At 70.0% G+C, this 15,309-nt stretch carries 15 protein-coding genes; 9 read left to right on the top strand and 6 right to left on the bottom strand.

What is annotated here, in order from left to right; all coding sequences use genetic code 11:
- Positions 1-213: 213 nt before the first annotated feature.
- Positions 214-1,392 carry a PLP-dependent aminotransferase family protein gene (locus tag ACFWIW_RS41075; protein WP_378373434.1) on the bottom strand — a complete coding sequence of 393 codons (1,179 nt, stop codon included), beginning with the start codon at positions 1,390-1,392 and terminating at the stop codon, positions 214-216.
- 112 nt (positions 1,393-1,504) lie between these two features.
- On the opposite strand from ACFWIW_RS41075, the gene ACFWIW_RS41070 reads away from it, so the two are divergent.
- Positions 1,505-1,855 carry a hypothetical protein gene (locus ACFWIW_RS41070; RefSeq protein ID WP_378373433.1) on the top strand — a complete coding sequence of 117 codons (351 nt, stop codon included), beginning with the start codon at positions 1,505-1,507 and terminating at the stop codon, positions 1,853-1,855.
- On the opposite strand, the gene ACFWIW_RS41065 is transcribed toward ACFWIW_RS41070, so the two are convergent.
- Positions 1,852-3,075: an FAD-binding protein gene (locus ACFWIW_RS41065; protein ID WP_378373432.1), complete on the bottom strand. Its 1,224-nt coding sequence runs from the start codon at positions 3,073-3,075 to the stop codon at positions 1,852-1,854. The genes ACFWIW_RS41070 and ACFWIW_RS41065 overlap by 4 nt on opposite strands.
- Before the next feature lie 74 nt (positions 3,076-3,149).
- Here ACFWIW_RS41065 and ACFWIW_RS41060 point away from each other — a divergent pair, with 74 nt between their 5' ends.
- The 4 genes from ACFWIW_RS41060 to ACFWIW_RS41045 all read left to right on the top strand — a co-directional run bounded on the left by ACFWIW_RS41060 (position 3,150) and on the right by ACFWIW_RS41045 (position 6,946).
- Complete coding sequence (locus ACFWIW_RS41060; protein ID WP_378373431.1) at positions 3,150-4,385, top strand: ArsB/NhaD family transporter; 1,236 nt, start codon at positions 3,150-3,152, stop codon at positions 4,383-4,385.
- A gap of 12 nt (positions 4,386-4,397) precedes the next feature.
- Positions 4,398-5,168, top strand: coding sequence for an IclR family transcriptional regulator (locus ACFWIW_RS41055; protein WP_378373430.1), 771 nt, complete (start codon positions 4,398-4,400; stop codon positions 5,166-5,168).
- A 32-nt stretch (positions 5,169-5,200) separates the two neighbouring features.
- Complete coding sequence (locus ACFWIW_RS41050) at positions 5,201-6,376, top strand: 4-hydroxybenzoate 3-monooxygenase (protein ID WP_378373429.1); 1,176 nt, start codon at positions 5,201-5,203, stop codon at positions 6,374-6,376.
- Positions 6,377-6,466: 90 nt separating this feature from the next.
- Positions 6,467-6,946 carry a hypothetical protein gene (locus ACFWIW_RS41045; protein ID WP_378373428.1) on the top strand — a complete coding sequence of 160 codons (480 nt, stop codon included), beginning with the start codon at positions 6,467-6,469 and terminating at the stop codon, positions 6,944-6,946.
- 58 nt (positions 6,947-7,004) lie between these two features.
- Here the strand turns inward: ACFWIW_RS41045 and ACFWIW_RS41040 are convergent, their stop codons facing one another.
- Positions 7,005-7,580, bottom strand: a complete 576-nt coding sequence (locus ACFWIW_RS41040; protein ID WP_378373427.1) for a TetR/AcrR family transcriptional regulator — start codon at positions 7,578-7,580, stop codon at positions 7,005-7,007.
- A gap of 105 nt (positions 7,581-7,685) precedes the next feature.
- Between ACFWIW_RS41040 and ACFWIW_RS41035 the strand changes: the two genes are divergently transcribed.
- Positions 7,686-8,204, top strand: a complete 519-nt coding sequence (locus ACFWIW_RS41035; RefSeq protein ID WP_378373426.1) for a hypothetical protein — start codon at positions 7,686-7,688, stop codon at positions 8,202-8,204.
- Here ACFWIW_RS41035 and ACFWIW_RS41030 read toward each other — a convergent pair.
- Positions 8,181-9,962 (bottom strand): bifunctional sugar phosphate isomerase/epimerase/4-hydroxyphenylpyruvate dioxygenase family protein, encoded by a 1,782-nt coding sequence (locus ACFWIW_RS41030; RefSeq protein ID WP_378373425.1) that lies wholly within the window; start codon positions 9,960-9,962, stop codon positions 8,181-8,183. The genes ACFWIW_RS41035 and ACFWIW_RS41030 overlap by 24 nt on opposite strands.
- On the bottom strand, positions 9,952-10,800 hold the full coding sequence (locus ACFWIW_RS41025) for a shikimate dehydrogenase (RefSeq protein WP_378373424.1): 849 nt from the start codon (positions 10,798-10,800) through the stop codon (positions 9,952-9,954). Before ACFWIW_RS41025 ends, ACFWIW_RS41030 begins: the two co-directional genes overlap by 11 nt.
- A gap of 112 nt (positions 10,801-10,912) precedes the next feature.
- Between ACFWIW_RS41025 and ACFWIW_RS41020 the strand changes: the two genes are divergently transcribed.
- The 3 genes from ACFWIW_RS41020 to ACFWIW_RS41010 all read left to right on the top strand — a co-directional run bounded on the left by ACFWIW_RS41020 (position 10,913) and on the right by ACFWIW_RS41010 (position 13,973).
- Positions 10,913-11,554, top strand: a complete 642-nt coding sequence (locus tag ACFWIW_RS41020; RefSeq protein WP_378373423.1) for a TetR/AcrR family transcriptional regulator — start codon at positions 10,913-10,915, stop codon at positions 11,552-11,554.
- Positions 11,555-11,660: 106 nt separating this feature from the next.
- Entirely contained in the window at positions 11,661-12,968 is a 1,308-nt protein-coding gene (locus ACFWIW_RS41015; RefSeq protein WP_378373435.1) for an MFS transporter, read from the top strand.
- 108 nt (positions 12,969-13,076) lie between these two features.
- A complete protein-coding gene (locus tag ACFWIW_RS41010) occupies positions 13,077-13,973 on the top strand; it encodes an alpha/beta hydrolase (protein WP_378373422.1) in 897 nt (298 codons plus the stop codon).
- Here the strand turns inward: ACFWIW_RS41010 and ACFWIW_RS41005 are convergent.
- Entirely contained in the window at positions 13,942-15,084 is a 1,143-nt protein-coding gene (locus ACFWIW_RS41005) for a PucR family transcriptional regulator (RefSeq protein ID WP_378373421.1), read from the bottom strand. The genes ACFWIW_RS41010 and ACFWIW_RS41005 overlap by 32 nt on opposite strands.
- Positions 15,085-15,309: the final 225 nt, after the last annotated feature.

The raw sequence follows: 15,309 nt of genomic DNA, 5'->3' as shown, positions 1-15,309 counted from the left end.
GCACTAATGAGGGGTACGACGAAGGTGACGTGTCGCGAAAGCCACTTTCGCAACGCTGAAGGTTGGGAAAGTGGCTTTCGCAACGTCAGCGGACCGGCACCTTCGCGTGATCAGACGGACGACACGCGTGACTGGAGGGACGACACACGAGGCGTCCGTCTGATCACGTGTGTCGTCCCGGCGATCACGCGAAACCGCGCCACACCGCAGGCCTCACCGCGACAAGACCTTGCCCAGCCGTCGCAATCCTTCGGCGATCGTCTCCGGCGCGTGCGCGGCGAACGACAACCGCAACGCCGACCGGTCCGGCTCACCCACCTGGAACGCCGAGCCCGGCACGAAAGCGACGTCGTGACGCAACGCCTCGGGCAGCAGCCGGTCCGTGTCCGCGCCACCGGGAAGGGTGACCCAGACGAACATCCCGCCGTCCGGGTCGGTCCATGTCGTTCCGGGCGGGGTGATCGCGGGAAGTTCGGCCATCATCGCGTCCCGGCGCACGCGATAGGTCGCGCACAGCCGCCGGACGTGCGCGTCGAGATCCGCGGCGGCCAGATACTCGGCCGCCGCCGCCTGGTCGACGGTCGAGGTGTGCAGATCGGTCGCCTGTTTGAGGATCGCGACCCGCCGCAGGAGCTCACCCGGCGCCCGGAACCAGCCCAGCCGCATCCCCGGGGAGATCACCTTCGAGAAAGAGCCGAGGTAGATCGTGCGCCCGGCGAGTTCCGGACGGGCCGACAGCGGTTCCTCGCGTTCGCCGCGATACCGGAGCTCGTGATACGGGTCGTCCTCGACGAGCCAGAACCCGTGGCGGGCGATCACTTCCGCGAGCGCGCGGCGTCGCTGTGGGCCGACCGTGCGCCCGGACGGATTCGAGAACGTCGGGACCAGATAGAGCAGCGAAGGCCGCTCCCTGGCCGCGATCTCGTCCAGCGCGACCGGGTCGATCCCTTCCCCGTCACCGGGCACGGGCACGATCCGCGCCTCGGCGAGCTGGAAGCACTGCAGCGCCGACAGGTACACGGGTTCCTCCACCAGCACGGTGGCGCCAGGGTCGAGCAACGCGGTGCTCAGCAGCTGCAGGCCCTGCTGTGAACCCGTGGTGATCAGGAGATCGTCCACAGTGGTCGGAAGCCCGCGGCCGGACAGCCGCTCCGCGAGCAGCTCACGCAACCGCGGATTGCCTTCGGTGGGCGAATACTGCAAGGCGCGCTGGGCGGGGCCGTCCGCGAGTGCCCGGTCGAAGGCGGCGCGGAGGCCGTCCACATCGAACAGTTCCGGCGCGGGAACACCGCCGGCGAACGAGATCACGCCCGGCCGGGCGGTGAGCGCGAGCAGATCGCGCACGGGGGAACTGGTGACGCCGTCCATCCGACGGGCGAGGGGAAGAGACATGGAAGCTCCTCGGGAGAAACGTGCGGCTCCGGTGCAGCAGCCGGGGATCTTCCCGTGCGAGCAAGCAACTATCGCCACGATAGCAGTTTTCGCCTGCCCTAGGCTGTCGTCCGTGCCACTCGTGGAAATCACCTACGCGCCCCACCTTCCCGAAGCCAAACTGCGCGAACTCGGCTCGGTCCTGCCGCATCTCGTGTCGCTCGCGGTGGAATGCCCCGAGGAGCCCTACGACGGCGACCTCCAGCCTGGCGACGTGGAACTGCGCTTCCGCGCGCCGGGACCGTTCGACCGCTTCGGGCTCGACCTCCTGGTCGAGGTCCGATCGAAATGGTTCCCCAGCCGCGCGGACAACCGCCAGGAACGGGTGGACCTGCTGCGCACGAGCATCGAGTCCGCGACCGGGATCGACGACGTCGGCGTGTATCTCTCCCTGCCCGTCGCGGCTTGGTCGCAGTCGGACTAGCGCTCCCCGAACACGTGCCGCCGGACGAACGGGCTCCGGAACTTGCCGTCCGGGTCCAGTTCGGTTGCCAGCGCCCGGAAATCCGCCAGCTTCGGGTAATCCGCCGCCCGGTGGAAGAGCTTGCCCCAATGCGGACGGACGTCGAACGGCGCCAGCCGGTCCTCCATGACGGGCAGCAGCGCCCGGACCGCGCCCTCGTCCGGCAGCCAGGTGAAGTGCAGCGCAACCCGGTCGCCGCCGTGGAACGGGCTGAGCCACAGCTCGTCCCCGGCGACCGTCCGGATCTCCGAGGTGAGCAGGAGAGGCGCCAAGCGGTCACCGATGGCGCGCATCGCCTCCATCGCCACGACCGCGTGCCGGACGGGCACGAAGTACTCGGTCTGGAGCTCGTTCCCGATACTGGGCGTGAAATCCAGGCGGAAATGCGGGATCCGTTCGTGCCACGGGCCGGCCACCCCGAGCTGCCGCGTGCAGTTGTCCGCAGGGATACCCGCCGCGTGGGCCGGATGCCGCGGCCCGTCCGCCGCCTTCGCGCCGAAGAAGTCCGCGCCCGGCCGCCCCGGGCCTTTCACCCAGACCTGGTCGACCTCGTCGCGGGCCCAGTTCGTGAACAGGCTGACGCTGTAACCCGCGTCCTGGATCTCGTCGAAGTGCTCGTACACCGACTCCCAGGGCAAGCCGTCGAACACGTCTTGGCGGAGGTCGAAGGACGGCACCAGGTCGAGGGTCAGGCGCGTCACCACACCCAGCGCGCCGAGCGCGACCACGACCCCGTCGTGCCGGGAGTACGTCTTCACCTCACCGTCGGCGGTGACGAGCTCCAAACCGGACACGGCCGACGCGAGGCTCTGGTTCCGCCGCCCGGAACCGTGGGTCGCCGTCGCCACCGTGCCCGCCACGGTGCAATGAGGCAGCGAAGCGAGGTTGGCCAGCGCGAACCCGGCCGCGTGCACCTGGACGGCGATGTCGCCGTAGCGGGCCGCCGCGGGCACCGTGACCGTCGCCGACTCCGCGTCGAGGACGACCTCCGTGGCGAGCGCGGACAGGTCGAGCAGGACACCACCCGGACAGTCCGCGATGTCGTTGAAACAGTGCCTGCTGCCCAGAGCCTTGACCGCGGCCGCCCGGGAGACCGCTTCCTGAACCTCGCCGAGGTCGCGCGGGCGGAGGATCCGTTCCGCGGTGAAGGTCCGATTACCCGCCCAGTTCGTCTCACGCACCGGCCCCAGCCTAGATTGCCGGAGTCGGCTCCACACCGAGGAGGTTCGCGCTGACCGGCATTCCCGGCGAGACGATGTCCATCGCGCTCCTGCTGATCGTCCTGGCCTTCGCGGTGATCCGGCCACGCGGCCTCCCGGAGGCGGTCGCCGCCGTCCCCGCCGCCGCGATCGTGCTGGTGGCCGGGGCGATCTCGTTCCCCGACGCCCTCGACGAGGTCACCAGGCTCGCTCCCGTCGTCGGCTTCCTCGCCGCGGTCCTCGTCCTGGCCAAACTGTGCGACGACGAAGGGCTCTTCCAAGCTGCGGGGACACTCATGGCGCGGTTCAGCCGGGGAAAGCCGCGACGGCTGCTGCCCGCGGTGTTCGCGGTCGCGGCGGCGGTCACCGTGGTGCTCAGCCTGGACGCCACCGTCGTCCTGCTGACCCCCGTCGTGTTCGCCACCGCCGCGCGGATGGGCGCGCGGGCCAAACCGCACGCCTACGCCTGCACGCATCTGGCGAACTCGGCCTCGTTGCTGCTGCCGGTGTCCAATCTGACCAATCTGCTCGCCGTCGCCGCGACCGGGATCTCGTTCCTGCGGTTCACCGCGCTGATGACCTTGCCCTGGCTCGCGGCGGTACTCACCGAATACGTGGTGTTCCGCCGGTTCTTCGCCGTCGACCTGGCGGCCCGGCCGCGGGGCGGGAAGGTGGTCGCGGCCGGGAAGGTCCCGGCGTTCGTCCTGGTCGTGCTCGGCCTGACGCTGGCGGGCTTCGTGATCACGTCACTGGTGGACGTCAGTCCCGCGTGGGCCGCGTTCGCCGGCGCCGCCGTCCTGGCCTGCCGCGCCCTCGTGCGGCGGCGGACCTCCCCCGCCGCGATCGTCCGCTCGGCGAGCATCCCCTTCGTCGCTTTCGTGCTCGCGCTGGCGATCGTGGTCCGCGCCGTGGTCGACAATGGACTCGACGAGGCGCTCGGCCACCTGGTGCCGGCGTCGACCTCGTTCCCCGCCCTGCTCGGCGCCGCCGCGGTCGCGGCCGTACTCGCCAACCTGATCAACAACCTGCCCGCGGTGCTCGTGCTGCTGCCGCTGGCCACCGCGGGCGGGACGCCGGTGGTGCTGGCCGTGCTGATCGGGGTCAACCTCGGCCCGAACCTCACCTACGTCGGCTCGCTGGCCACGTTGTTGTGGCGGCGGATCCTGCACCGGCACGACACCCGGCCCGATCTGGGCGAGTTCACCCGGCTCGGGCTGCTGACCGTTCCGGCGTCCATCGTGCTCGCCGTCGCCGGTCTGTGGCTCGGGCTCGCCCTGACTTCCACTCAGTGAGAACATGAGCGAATGCCCGGCAATCTGTCCACACCCGGCGCCGGTGTCGTCTCGCGGGCGTTCGCGCTGCTCGGCGCCTTCGACGTCGACCATCGTGAGCTTTCGCTGACCGAACTCGCGAGCCGTGCCGGCCTGCCGCTGCCCACCACGCACCGCCTCGCTCGCGAACTCGTGGGCCTGGACGCGCTGGAACGACGGGAAGATCGCTACGTCGTCGGCAGGCGGCTGTGGGACCTCGGGCTGCTCGCCCCCGTCCAGTTCGAACTACGCCAGGTCGCCGCTCCGTTCCTCCAGGATCTCTACGCCGCCACCGGCGCGACCGTGCACCTCGCCGAGCGGGACGGGGACCAGGTGCTCTATCTCGACCGGCTGTCCGGGAACGCGTCCGTGCCGGTCGTCAGCCGGATCGGCGGACGGCTGCCGCTGCACGCCACCGGGGTCGGGAAGGTCCTGCTGGCCTGGGCGCCGGAGGACGTCCAGCGGCAGGTGCTCTCCTCACTGACCCGCGTCACGCCGTATACCGTCACCCAGCCCGGGCGCCTGCGCGAACAGTTGCGACGCGTCCGCCGGGAGGGTTACGCGCAGACCGTCGAGGAGATGAGCCGGGGCGCCTGCTCGGTGGCCGTCCCGGTCCGCCCGTCGGATGGCGAGGTCGTCGCGGCACTCGGCCTGGTCGTCCCGGATCTAAGCCGCGGCAAGGCCCGGCTGGTCTCCGCGCTACAGGTCGCGGCGGCCGGGATCGGCCGGAGCCTGCGGGTTTCACTGAGTGGAAGCGAGCACTAGGACTTCGGCCGCTCCGCGACCAGACTCCGGTCATGCGTACCCCAGTCGCCATCGTCGGCGCCGGCCCGGCCGGACTCCTCCTGTCGCATCTGCTCGATCTGGCGGGGGTCGAATCGGTACTCGTGGAGACCCGCTCGCGCGACTACGTCGAGGCGCGGATCCGGGCAGGCATCCTCGAACAGTCCACAGTGGACCTTCTCCGCGAGACCGGTCTCGGCGACCGGCTCGACCGGGAGGGCGACGAGCACCGCGGGATCTACCTGCAGTGGCCGGAGGAAAGGCACCATCTCGACTTCGTGGACCTGGTCGGGCGAAGCGTCACCGTCTACGGCCAGACCGAGGTGACGAAGGATCTCGGCAAGGCGCGTGCGGCGGCCGGGCAGCAGATCCACTACGAGGCCACCGGCACCGCCGTGCACGACATCGAGACCGATCGGCCGTACGTCACCTTCACCGACGCGGACGGCGTACAACAGCGGCTGGACGCCGACGTCGTCGTCGGCTGTGACGGCTCCTTCGGGCCTTGCCGCACCGCGATCCCCGACACCGCGAAGCAGACTTGGGAACGCACGTATCCGTATTCGTGGCTCGGCGTCCTCGCCGACGTCGCCCCGTCGACCGACGAGCTCATCTACGCGTGGCATCCCGACGGTTTCGCCATGCATTCGATGCGCTCGGCCACCGTCAGCAGGCTGTACCTCCAGGTGCCCAACGGAACCGACATCGGCACGTGGTCCGACGAGCGGATCTGGGAGGCGCTCGCGACCCGGCTCGGCCACGGCCAGGACGGCTGGACGCTGACGCCGGGACCGATCACCGACAAGAGCGTGCTGCCCATGCGCAGTTTCGTGCAGCAGCCCATGCGGCACGGCCGCCTCTTCCTCGCCGGCGACGCCGCCCATATCGTGCCGCCCACCGGCGCCAAGGGCCTCAACCTCGCCGTCGCCGACGTCGCCCTCCTCGCCCCCGCGCTGGCCGCTTTGGTGCGGGACAAGGACTTCAGGCTCGCCGACGCCTACTCCGACACCGCGTTGCGCCGGGTCTGGCGGTGTACGCATTTCTCGTGGTGGATGACGACGATGCTGCACCGCTCGGACGACCCGTTCGACCGGCAGCTGCAGCTTTCGCAGCTTCGGTGGCTCGCGCGGAGCGAGGCGGGCCGTGCCGGGCTCGCGGAGAACTACGCGGGACTGCCCATCGGGTTCTGAGCCGAACCCCACGACACCAAGCGTTGTCACCGCATAGGATCGTCCCGGCGCCGGACGTCCCGATCTCCGGCGGAGAGCTGGAAGGCAGACATGTCACCCTTTGCGTTCGCGAGCATCGAGACCATCCCACTGGTACTGCAGCTCGCGGTGGGCCTGCTCGGGCTGATCGTCTCGGTCAAAGGACGTGCTCGTGGCGTCTCCGGCCTGATGGTGGCCGCTTTCGCGATCATGCTCGCCACGACGGTACTGGCCATCGTGTGGCAGTTCGTGGCGTTGAACGTGCCGGACTGGAGCGAATCCGGCGGCCTGAGCATCGACGGCATCCGTACGATCTACCTGGCGGTCGCCCTCGTGTTCGACTTCGCCTCGCTGCTCTCCTGGCTGCTGGTCGCGATCGCGGTCGTCAAGAGCGGCCGTTTTTCCCGGCAACAGCAGGGTTTCGTGCCGCAAGCCAGCTACCCGATGCCCGCGCAGCCGGGCTACCCGGTCGCCCAGCCACAGCAGCCGCCGACACAGCAGCAGCCGCCGACGCCGCAGCCCAACCCTCCGGCACAGCAGCCGCCGAGCTAGCGGACTCGATGGGTCAAGTCTCGTGAGTGGCAAGGACGGTTAGAACCGTCCTTGCCACTCACGAGGTGACGTGAAGCCGCAGCAGGTCTTCGACTCCCTCAAGGAAGGTTTCACAGATCGGCGCCGGGTCGGTCAGGCAACCGGTGGCCATCGCGCCGTCCCGCAGCAGGACGAAGCGCCGGGCGGCGAGTTCGGCCCGCGCGCTCCCCAGGTGGGTCAGCACGTCGGCGATCACCCCCGCGAACCAAACGCGGTGGGCGAGAACGGCTTTGTGCACGGGGTGGGCCGGGTCCGGATACTCCGACGCGGCGTTGAGGAAGGCGCAACCGCGGAAGCCGGGTGACCGGATGCCCTCCGTGATGTTCGCGGCGATCGCCCGCAGCGTGTCGGGCGCCGCCGCGCCCTCGGCGACGATGGCCTCGATCCGGCCACGGATCGCCTGGTCGGCTTCCCGCAGGTAGTAGACGATCAGATCGTCCTTGCCCGGGAAGTGCCGGTAGAGGGTCGCGCGGGTCACCTTCGCCTCGGCCACGATCCGATCGATGCCCACAGCGTGAATGCCCTCCGTGTAGAAGAGCCTCGTCGCCGTGGTGAGCAGCCTTGTGCGCGCTTCGGACGCTTGACCTTTGGACATTACGACCAGCTTACGGGATAGAACGTTCGGTCTTGACGGCACCGCACGCCACTGCCAGAGTCCAGGTAGACCGAACGTTCTCCTCACCTATCTCAGGGAGCTCTTGTGAGCAGCACCGCCACCCTCGCGCCCGTCCTCCGGCGCTTGTACTTCGTCCGTTTCGGCTTCGCCCTCGTGTGGGCGGCCCTGCTGTTCACGAGTGCGTCGGAGCTCGGGCCGGTCAGTGTCGCTCTGCTCGTGCTGTACCCGCTGTTCGACGTCGTCGCCGCAGTCATCGACCTTCGCTCGTCGGAGAAAGCGCCGGGCCTGTACGTCAATATCGCGATCAGCGCGCTCGCCGGGATCGGCCTCGTGTTCGCCGCCGCGTCCGGCATCCCGGCGGTGCTGCGTGTCTGGGGTGTCTGGGCGATCGCGTCGGGCCTCGTCCAGCTCGCCGTCGGCCTCGGCCGCCGCAGGCTGGGCGGCCAGTGGGCGATGATCGCCAGCGGGGCCATCTCGACCCTCGCCGGCACCGCTTTCGTCCTGCAAGCCGCGCAGCCGGATGCTTCTTTGCTCAACCTGGCCGGATACGCCGTACTCGGCGGGATCTTCTTCCTCGTCTCAGCGATCCGCCTGGGTCGCTGACGCCAGGCTGAGACGGCGCTCCCGGTGCGCGGTCATGTACACCGGCGTGTTGACGACCCCGTAGCCGCGATAGCCGCCGATCCGTTGCACCACCTCGAAAAAGACCCGGGAGCCGACCAGCTCGGTGCAGAAGTGCAGGAATTCGCCGTGTTCGTCGCGGTCGTACAGCACCGAGTTCTCCCGCAGCCCAGCGGCGAAGGTCAGATCGAACCGCGCTTCGAGGTCGTCGTAGTAGTTCCCGGGGATCTCCAGCACCGGCGCGCCGGCCTCCCGCAGGGCGCGTGCGACGGCGATCGCGTCGTCGCACGCGAACGCGATGTGCTGCGGCGAAGGCACCGCCGGTGCCCACTCCCCCCGTCTCACCAGTGCGCTGTCCAGCGTCAACCGGACGTCACGATCGCCGACCGCCCGGCTGCGCACGAGCCCGAACGGCGCCGCGAACTCGGACACCGGCTCGGGCCGCAGGCCCAGCACCGAACGATAGAACAGCGTCGCCTCGTCGAAATGGTCGAAAGGCTGGGTCAAGGCGATGTGGTCGATACCGGTGATCCCCGTCCTGGACGGAGCCGTCCCGGTCGGGACGAAGTCCTGAAGCCATCCGTCGTTGCCACAGAAGAAGATCTCGGTGCCGTCCGGCGCGGCGACGGCGGAGAGGTCCGCCTCGCCGGGGCCGTGCTCGCGGGGCAGCACGGGCGCGAGCAGGGTCTCCGCCCGCCGCGCCGATCCGGCCGGATTCGCGCTGGTCAGGCCGAGGGCGCCGATCGTGCCTTCCGCCGCGGCTTCGTTCACCAGCAACCGCGCCGATCCCTGTTGCCACAGCTGGACCGGCTTCGAGCGATGTGTTCCGACGTGTGCGAAACCGAGGTCCGCGAGCACAGTCCCCGGAACGGCGAGTTCCGCGAAGGCGGACCCGTCCAGCCGCGGCGCCTCGGGAACCTCAAGGGCGCCAACGGATTCCCGTAACGCCACCAGCGATCGCATGGCGTCGACGGCGGCCGGCCGCGGATCCGCCTGCCGGAAGACGTCGTTGAAGACCTCCAGCGAAAGCGGGCCTCGATAGCCGGCCGCCAGCACGTGCCCGGTGAACGCGGTCAGATCGAACGCGCCTTGTCCGGGGAAGAGCCGGTGGTGCCTGCTCCAGTGCAGCACGTCCATGTCCAGCAAGGGAGCGTCGGCCAGTTGCAGGAAGAAGATCTTCTCCCCCGGGATCGTCCGGATCGCGCGCGGGTCGCTGCGCCGGGACAGGATGTGGAAACTGTCGAGACAGACCCCCAAAGCCGGGTGATCGGCCCGCCGCACGATACGCCACGCGTGCTCGTAGGTGTTCACGAACCGGCCCCACGCGAGCGCTTCGTAGGCCACGCGGATCCCGCGCGACGCGGCCAGCGAAGCCAGCTCGTGCAGCTGCCCGGCGGCGAGATCGTCGTCGTCGACGGCGTCCGGCGAGACCGACGAACAGACCAGGACGGTGTCCGTCCCGAGTTCGGCCATGAGGTCGAACTTCCGCCGCGCCCGGCGGAGGTTCGAGCGGAGCACGTCCGGCGGCACCGCCTCGAAATCGCGGAACGGCTGATAGAGGTCGATCGTCAACCCGAGATCGGCGCAGAGCGCCCGGATCTCCGCCGGAGATCGCCGTGACGCGATCAGGTCGTTCTCGAAGATCTCGACACCGTGGAAACCCGCCGCGGCGGCCGCGGCAAGTTTGTCTTCGAGCGTGCCGGAAAGGCAGACGGTCGCGATGGCGGTGTCACCGGGCATGGGCGGGTTTCCCTTCCAGCGCTTCGAAATGCCGGAGCATCCGGTCGGCGTCCGGTTCCGCGCCGGTGAACAGCCGGAACGAGTCCGCCGCTTGGAACACCACCATCCCGCCGCCGTGCAGCGTCCGGCATCCTCGCTCGCGCGCCTGCCTGAGCAGGGTCGTCTCCAGCGGCCGGTACACGATGTCGGCCACCCACATCCCCGGGCGCAGCGATTCCGCGGGAACCGGCGACCCCGGGTACGCGGCCATCCCGGTCGGCGTGGCGTGGACGAGACCGTCGGCGCCCCGGACGTCGTCAAGGGAACCGGAAAGGGCCCGGCCGTCGCCGAAACGCCGTCGCAGCGCGGAGACCAGGGTTCCGGCTCGCGCGGCGTCGACGTCGTGGACGATCAGCCGTCCAGTGCCCAGGGAGAGCAGGGCGTGGGCCACCGCCGCACCCGCCCCGCCCGCGCCGAGGAGGACGACGGTGTCCATGTCGGCGTCCGGCAGCCCCCGGGTGAGGTTGCGGGCGAAACCGGTCGCGTCCGTGTTGTGCCCGGTCGCGAGCCCTTCGCGGAACACCGCCGTGTTCACCGCGCCGAGCGCCGCGGCGTCGGGCGCGACCTCGTCGAGATACGGCAACACCTGTTGTTTCACCGGATGCGTGATGTTGAGACCGTCGAAGCCCGCGGTCCGGGCGGCGGCCAGCACCTCACCGATCGGCAGCCTCAGCACGTCGAGGTCGAGGCGCCGGTAGAGGTAGCGCAGCCCGAGTTCGTCGGCTTCCCGTTCGTGCAGCGCCGGGCTCAGCGACGGCCCGATGCCGATGCCGACCAGGCCGATCAGGTAGCTGCTCACCAAGATCCTCCGTTAATGTACGAACTAGTGAGTTCACTGTAGCGCGGACCGGCCAGCGCGAGAAGGGCTGCGCTACAGTGAGGCCTTCCACCAGCGGTTCGGAGGGAGTCAGGTGGCCGCACCGTCGTCCGAGGTCGAGCGCCAGCGCGACAAGGAACGCACCCGCGCCGAAATCCTCGCGGTGGCCACCAGGGAGTTCGCCGACAAGGGGTACGCCGGCGCGAGGGTGGACGAGATCGCCGCTCGCACGAGCACCACGAAGCGGATGATCTACTACTACTTCGGCGGCAAGGAGCAGCTCTACGTCGCCGCGCTCGAACGGGCGTACGCGACCATCCGCGGGCTCGAACAGGATCTGGACGTCGACCACCTCGAACCCGAGGACGCGATCCGCCAGCTCGCCGAGCTCACCTTCGACCACCACGAGGCGAACCCGGATTTCATCCGCCTCGTGAGCATCGAGAACATCCATCACGGCGAGCACATCGCCCGCTCGGAAGCCTTGTCCGGCATGGCGAATCCCGCTCTCGACGTCCTCTCCCGCATCCTCGACCGCGGCCGCGAGGCCGGCCGGTTCCGCGAGGACGTCGACGCTCTCGACGTGCACATGGTGATCAGCTCGTTCTGCGTGTTCCGCCTCGCGAACCGGCACACCTTCTCCGCGATCTTCGGCCGGGACATGCTCGACCCGGCGCGCCGCGCCCACTATCGCCTGATGCTGGGCGACCTGGTGATCGAGTACCTGACCGCCTGAAATCCCGGCTCTTGACAACCCGGGCACCGTCTCGCACGCTGCATTAACTAACTAGATCGTACATTGGAGCGTCGACGTGGCCTCTCCCTCCCCTGTCACGCAAGGCATGCCCCGCAAGGCGGCAACGGCCGCCTGGATCGGCAGCGCCCTGGAGTACTACGACTTCTTCATCTACGGAACCGCCGCCGCGCTGGTGTTCAACAAGGTCTTCTTCCCCGCCTCCTCCCCCGCCACCGGCACCCTGCTCGCACTGGCGACCTTCGGCGTCGGCTATCTCGCCCGCCCGGTCGGCGCGTTCGTGCTCGGGCACGTCGGCGACCGGCTGGGCCGCAAGAAGGTCCTGGTGTTCACGCTGGTGCTGATGGGCGTCGCGACGTTCCTGGTCGGCTGCCTGCCGACGTATGCCTCCGTCGGCGTGCTCGCGCCGGTCCTGCTGGTGATCCTCCGTCTGCTGCAAGGGCTTTCGGCCGCCGGCGAGCAGGCGGGTGCCAACTCGATGTCACTGGAACACGCGCCGCCCCACCGGCGCGGCTACTACACGAGCTTCACCCTCAGCGGCACCCAGGCCGGGCAGATCCTCGCCACCGCCGTCTTCCTGCCGATCGCCACGCTCCCCCAGGACCAGTTGCTCACCTGGGGCTGGCGGATCCCGTTCTGGTGCAGCGCCGTCGTGGTGGTCGTCGGTTTCGTGATCCGGCGCAAGATCGACGAAACCCCGGTATTCGAACAGAACCGGTCCGACGTCGCCAAACTGCCGGTCGCCGTGCTCTTCCGGGCGCACTGGAAGGACGTGCTCCGCGTCGTCGTCGCGGCCACCATCGCCTCGGTCAGCACGATCTTCACCGTGTACGCGCTGAGCTACGCGGTCAACACGATCGGACTCGAGCGCGGGCCGATCCTGTGGGTCGGCGTACTGGCCAACGTCGTCGCGCTGCTCGCGATCCCTTTCCTGGCCGGGCTTTCCGACCGGATCGGCCGCAAACCCGTGTTCGTCGCGGGCTGTCTCGCCTGCGCGGTGCTGATCTTCCCGTACCTGTGGTCCATTTCGGACGGTTCGTACCCGCTGATCTTCACCGTCGGCATCCTGCTGTTCGGCGTCGCCTACAGCGCCGTGAACGGGGTGTGGCCGTCGTTCTACGGCGAGATGTTCAGCGCCAAGGTCCGGCTTTCGGGGATGGCGATCGGCACCCAGATCGGCTTCGCCATCGCCGGATTCGCCCCGAGCGTGGTGGCCGCGATCGGCTCGGGCAAGGACGACTGGCTCGGCGTCGCCGTCTTCACCGCCGCGGTGTGCCTCCTCAGCGCCGCGGCCGCGCTCACCGCGCGTGAGACGCACGACGTGCCGACCGAGGACCTCGGCGTGGTGCACGTTCGGCGGGTGAAGGAGCCCGCTTCGGCGACGCGTGGCGGATGACTCCCCGCGGCCGGGGCGGCCATCATCGGTGGCGGATCCTCCCGCCGAGTCAGGAGTGCGACCGATGACCTACGCGTACGACCCGGAGATCGCCCGGCCGTCCCGCTGTTGCCCAAACTGGACCTCACCGATCTCCCCGCCACCCGGGAACAGCTGAAGGCGGTGTTCGCCGAGCGGCAGGGCGTGGTGGACGAAACGGGTGTCACCATCCGCGAGGAGCGGGTGCCCGGCCCCGAAGGCGCCCCGGACGTCCGCGTGCGGATCTACACGCCGGACCTGATCACCGCCCCCGCCGCGATCTTCGACGTCCACGGCGGCGGTTTCGTCATCGGCGATCTCGAGATCGACCACGCGGCCAACGTGCGGTTCGCCAGGGAGATCGGCGTCGTCGTGGTGTCGGTCGACTACCGGCTCGCACCGGAGGCTCCGTATCCGGCGGCTCTCGAAGACTGCTACGCGGCGCTCACCTGGGTCGCGAAGAACGCGGCCGAGCTCGGCGTCGACCCCGGCCGGATCGCGATCCACGGCATCAGCGCGGGCGGCGGGCTTTGCGCGGCCCTCGCCCTGCTCGCCCGCGACCGGGGCGGACCGGCGATCGCGTTCCAGTACCTCGGGGTGCCGGAGGTGGACGACCGGCTGGAGACGCCGAGTATGCGGGCGTTCGTCGACACTCCACAGTGGAACAGGCCGAGGGCCGAGATCAGCTGGGATTGCTATCTGGGCAAGGGGGTTCGCGGTGGCGCGGACGTCCCCGTCCACGCGGCGCCCGCGCGAGCGGTGGACCTGAGCGGTCTGCCGCCCGCCTACGTTTCCGTGATGGAGTTCGATCCGCTGCGCGACGAAGGGATCGCCTACGCGCAGGCTCTCCTCGCCTCCGGCGTCACCACCGAGCTGCATCTGTTCCCGGGAACGTTCCACGGTTCGTCTTCGGTGGAGCACGCCGCGGTGAGCAAACGCGAGGTCGCCGAAGCGATCACCGTGCTCGCACGGGCGCTGGAGGTCTAGGCCGCGCCAGGCGGCGGGCCAGCAAGGCGAATCGCGCACGGAAACGGTCGCCCGGCTCGTCCAGCCGCCAGCCCAGCGCGTCCTCGACATGGGCCAGCCGTGCCGCCACCGAACTGTGGTGGCGGTGCAGCGCGACGGCCGCCTGCCGTAGCGATCCCGTGCGGCAGAACGCTTCCAGTGCCGCGACGTCGGCGGCCCCGGTCGGCGTCGCGGCGAGGGCGTCCAGTGCCCGCACGTCCTCCTGTTCCCGCAGCCGGGCCACCGGCACCTCGGCGAGCAGGGTGAGCGAACCGAGGTCGCCGTGCACCACGATCGGCTCGAGGGCGGGGACGGCGAACCGCTCCGCCAGCCTGGCCCGCAACCACGAGTCACGCGCCGCGAGCCCCGGAACGGCGTCACCGACACCGACCCGCACCCCGTCGGCGGCATCGCGTTCCCTCGCCCGGTCGGCGAGGGCGGAGCGCAGCGCGTCCACGATCGCGTCGTCGTCGCGGGGTTGCAGCAGTACAGCCGCCACCTCGCCCACCGTCGCCACATGCAGCCGGGGCAGCGAACCGCCTCGCGCCAGCAGCCCGACGGCGGCCGCACCGGGATCGCGGCCGTCCTCGGTACCGACGGCCAGGACCCGGACCGGCGGTCCGGTGGCCAGACCGAGCAGGCGGAGCGCCCTGGCCCGATCCTCCTCCCCCGCTTGCTCGCCCAGCAGCAGTTCGACGAGCGCGGGATCCGCCAGATGCGGCGCGTTCCCCTCAGGCTCGGCGCGGCCGAGGACCCGGGCCGCCATGGCGAACCGCTCCAGCACGAGATCGTCGAGCGGCCCCGGCACCCCGGCACGCTCCAGCCAGACCTTGCCCGGCGGCTCACCGAGGTCGGCCGACGCGGGTTCTGTCACCGCTTCGGCGGCGGGCTCGCCGTCCGGCGCGAACCGGATTGGCGCCGGGACGCCGTCTCGGCACAGCCCGGCCACGCAGCCCGCGAGCGCCGCGGTGGCGCGCACCAGATCGGAGAGGCGTGCCTGCCGGGCGACGAGCTCGTCGAAATAGGCGATGACCCGGACCGCGGCTTCCGCGTCGGCGTCCAACTCGGACAGCCGCAAGAGCAGACCCTTCATCGCTCCAGGTTATGCGAGGGATAGGGCAAAGGTGGCGTGTCGCGTGCCGGGGACCGGCCGATCGGGCTGGTCACGACCCTAGACCGTCCACAAGGGACACCAAGACTCTCCCCTGTGCCCGATTTGGGCGCTTTGCGTGAGGGTCGTGAGTGGCAAGGGTCGTTCTAACCCTCCGAGGCCCCCACCACCCCCCCCCCCGACCGGGCCCCCAGGGGCCCAAACGGG

It is taken from the genome of Amycolatopsis sp. NPDC058340 (genome assembly GCF_042723975.1).
Lineage (GTDB): Bacteria > Actinomycetota > Actinomycetes > Mycobacteriales > Pseudonocardiaceae > Amycolatopsis.
Note: the sequence above shows the minus strand (reverse complement) of the source record. Positions and strands in the feature narration are given on the sequence as shown.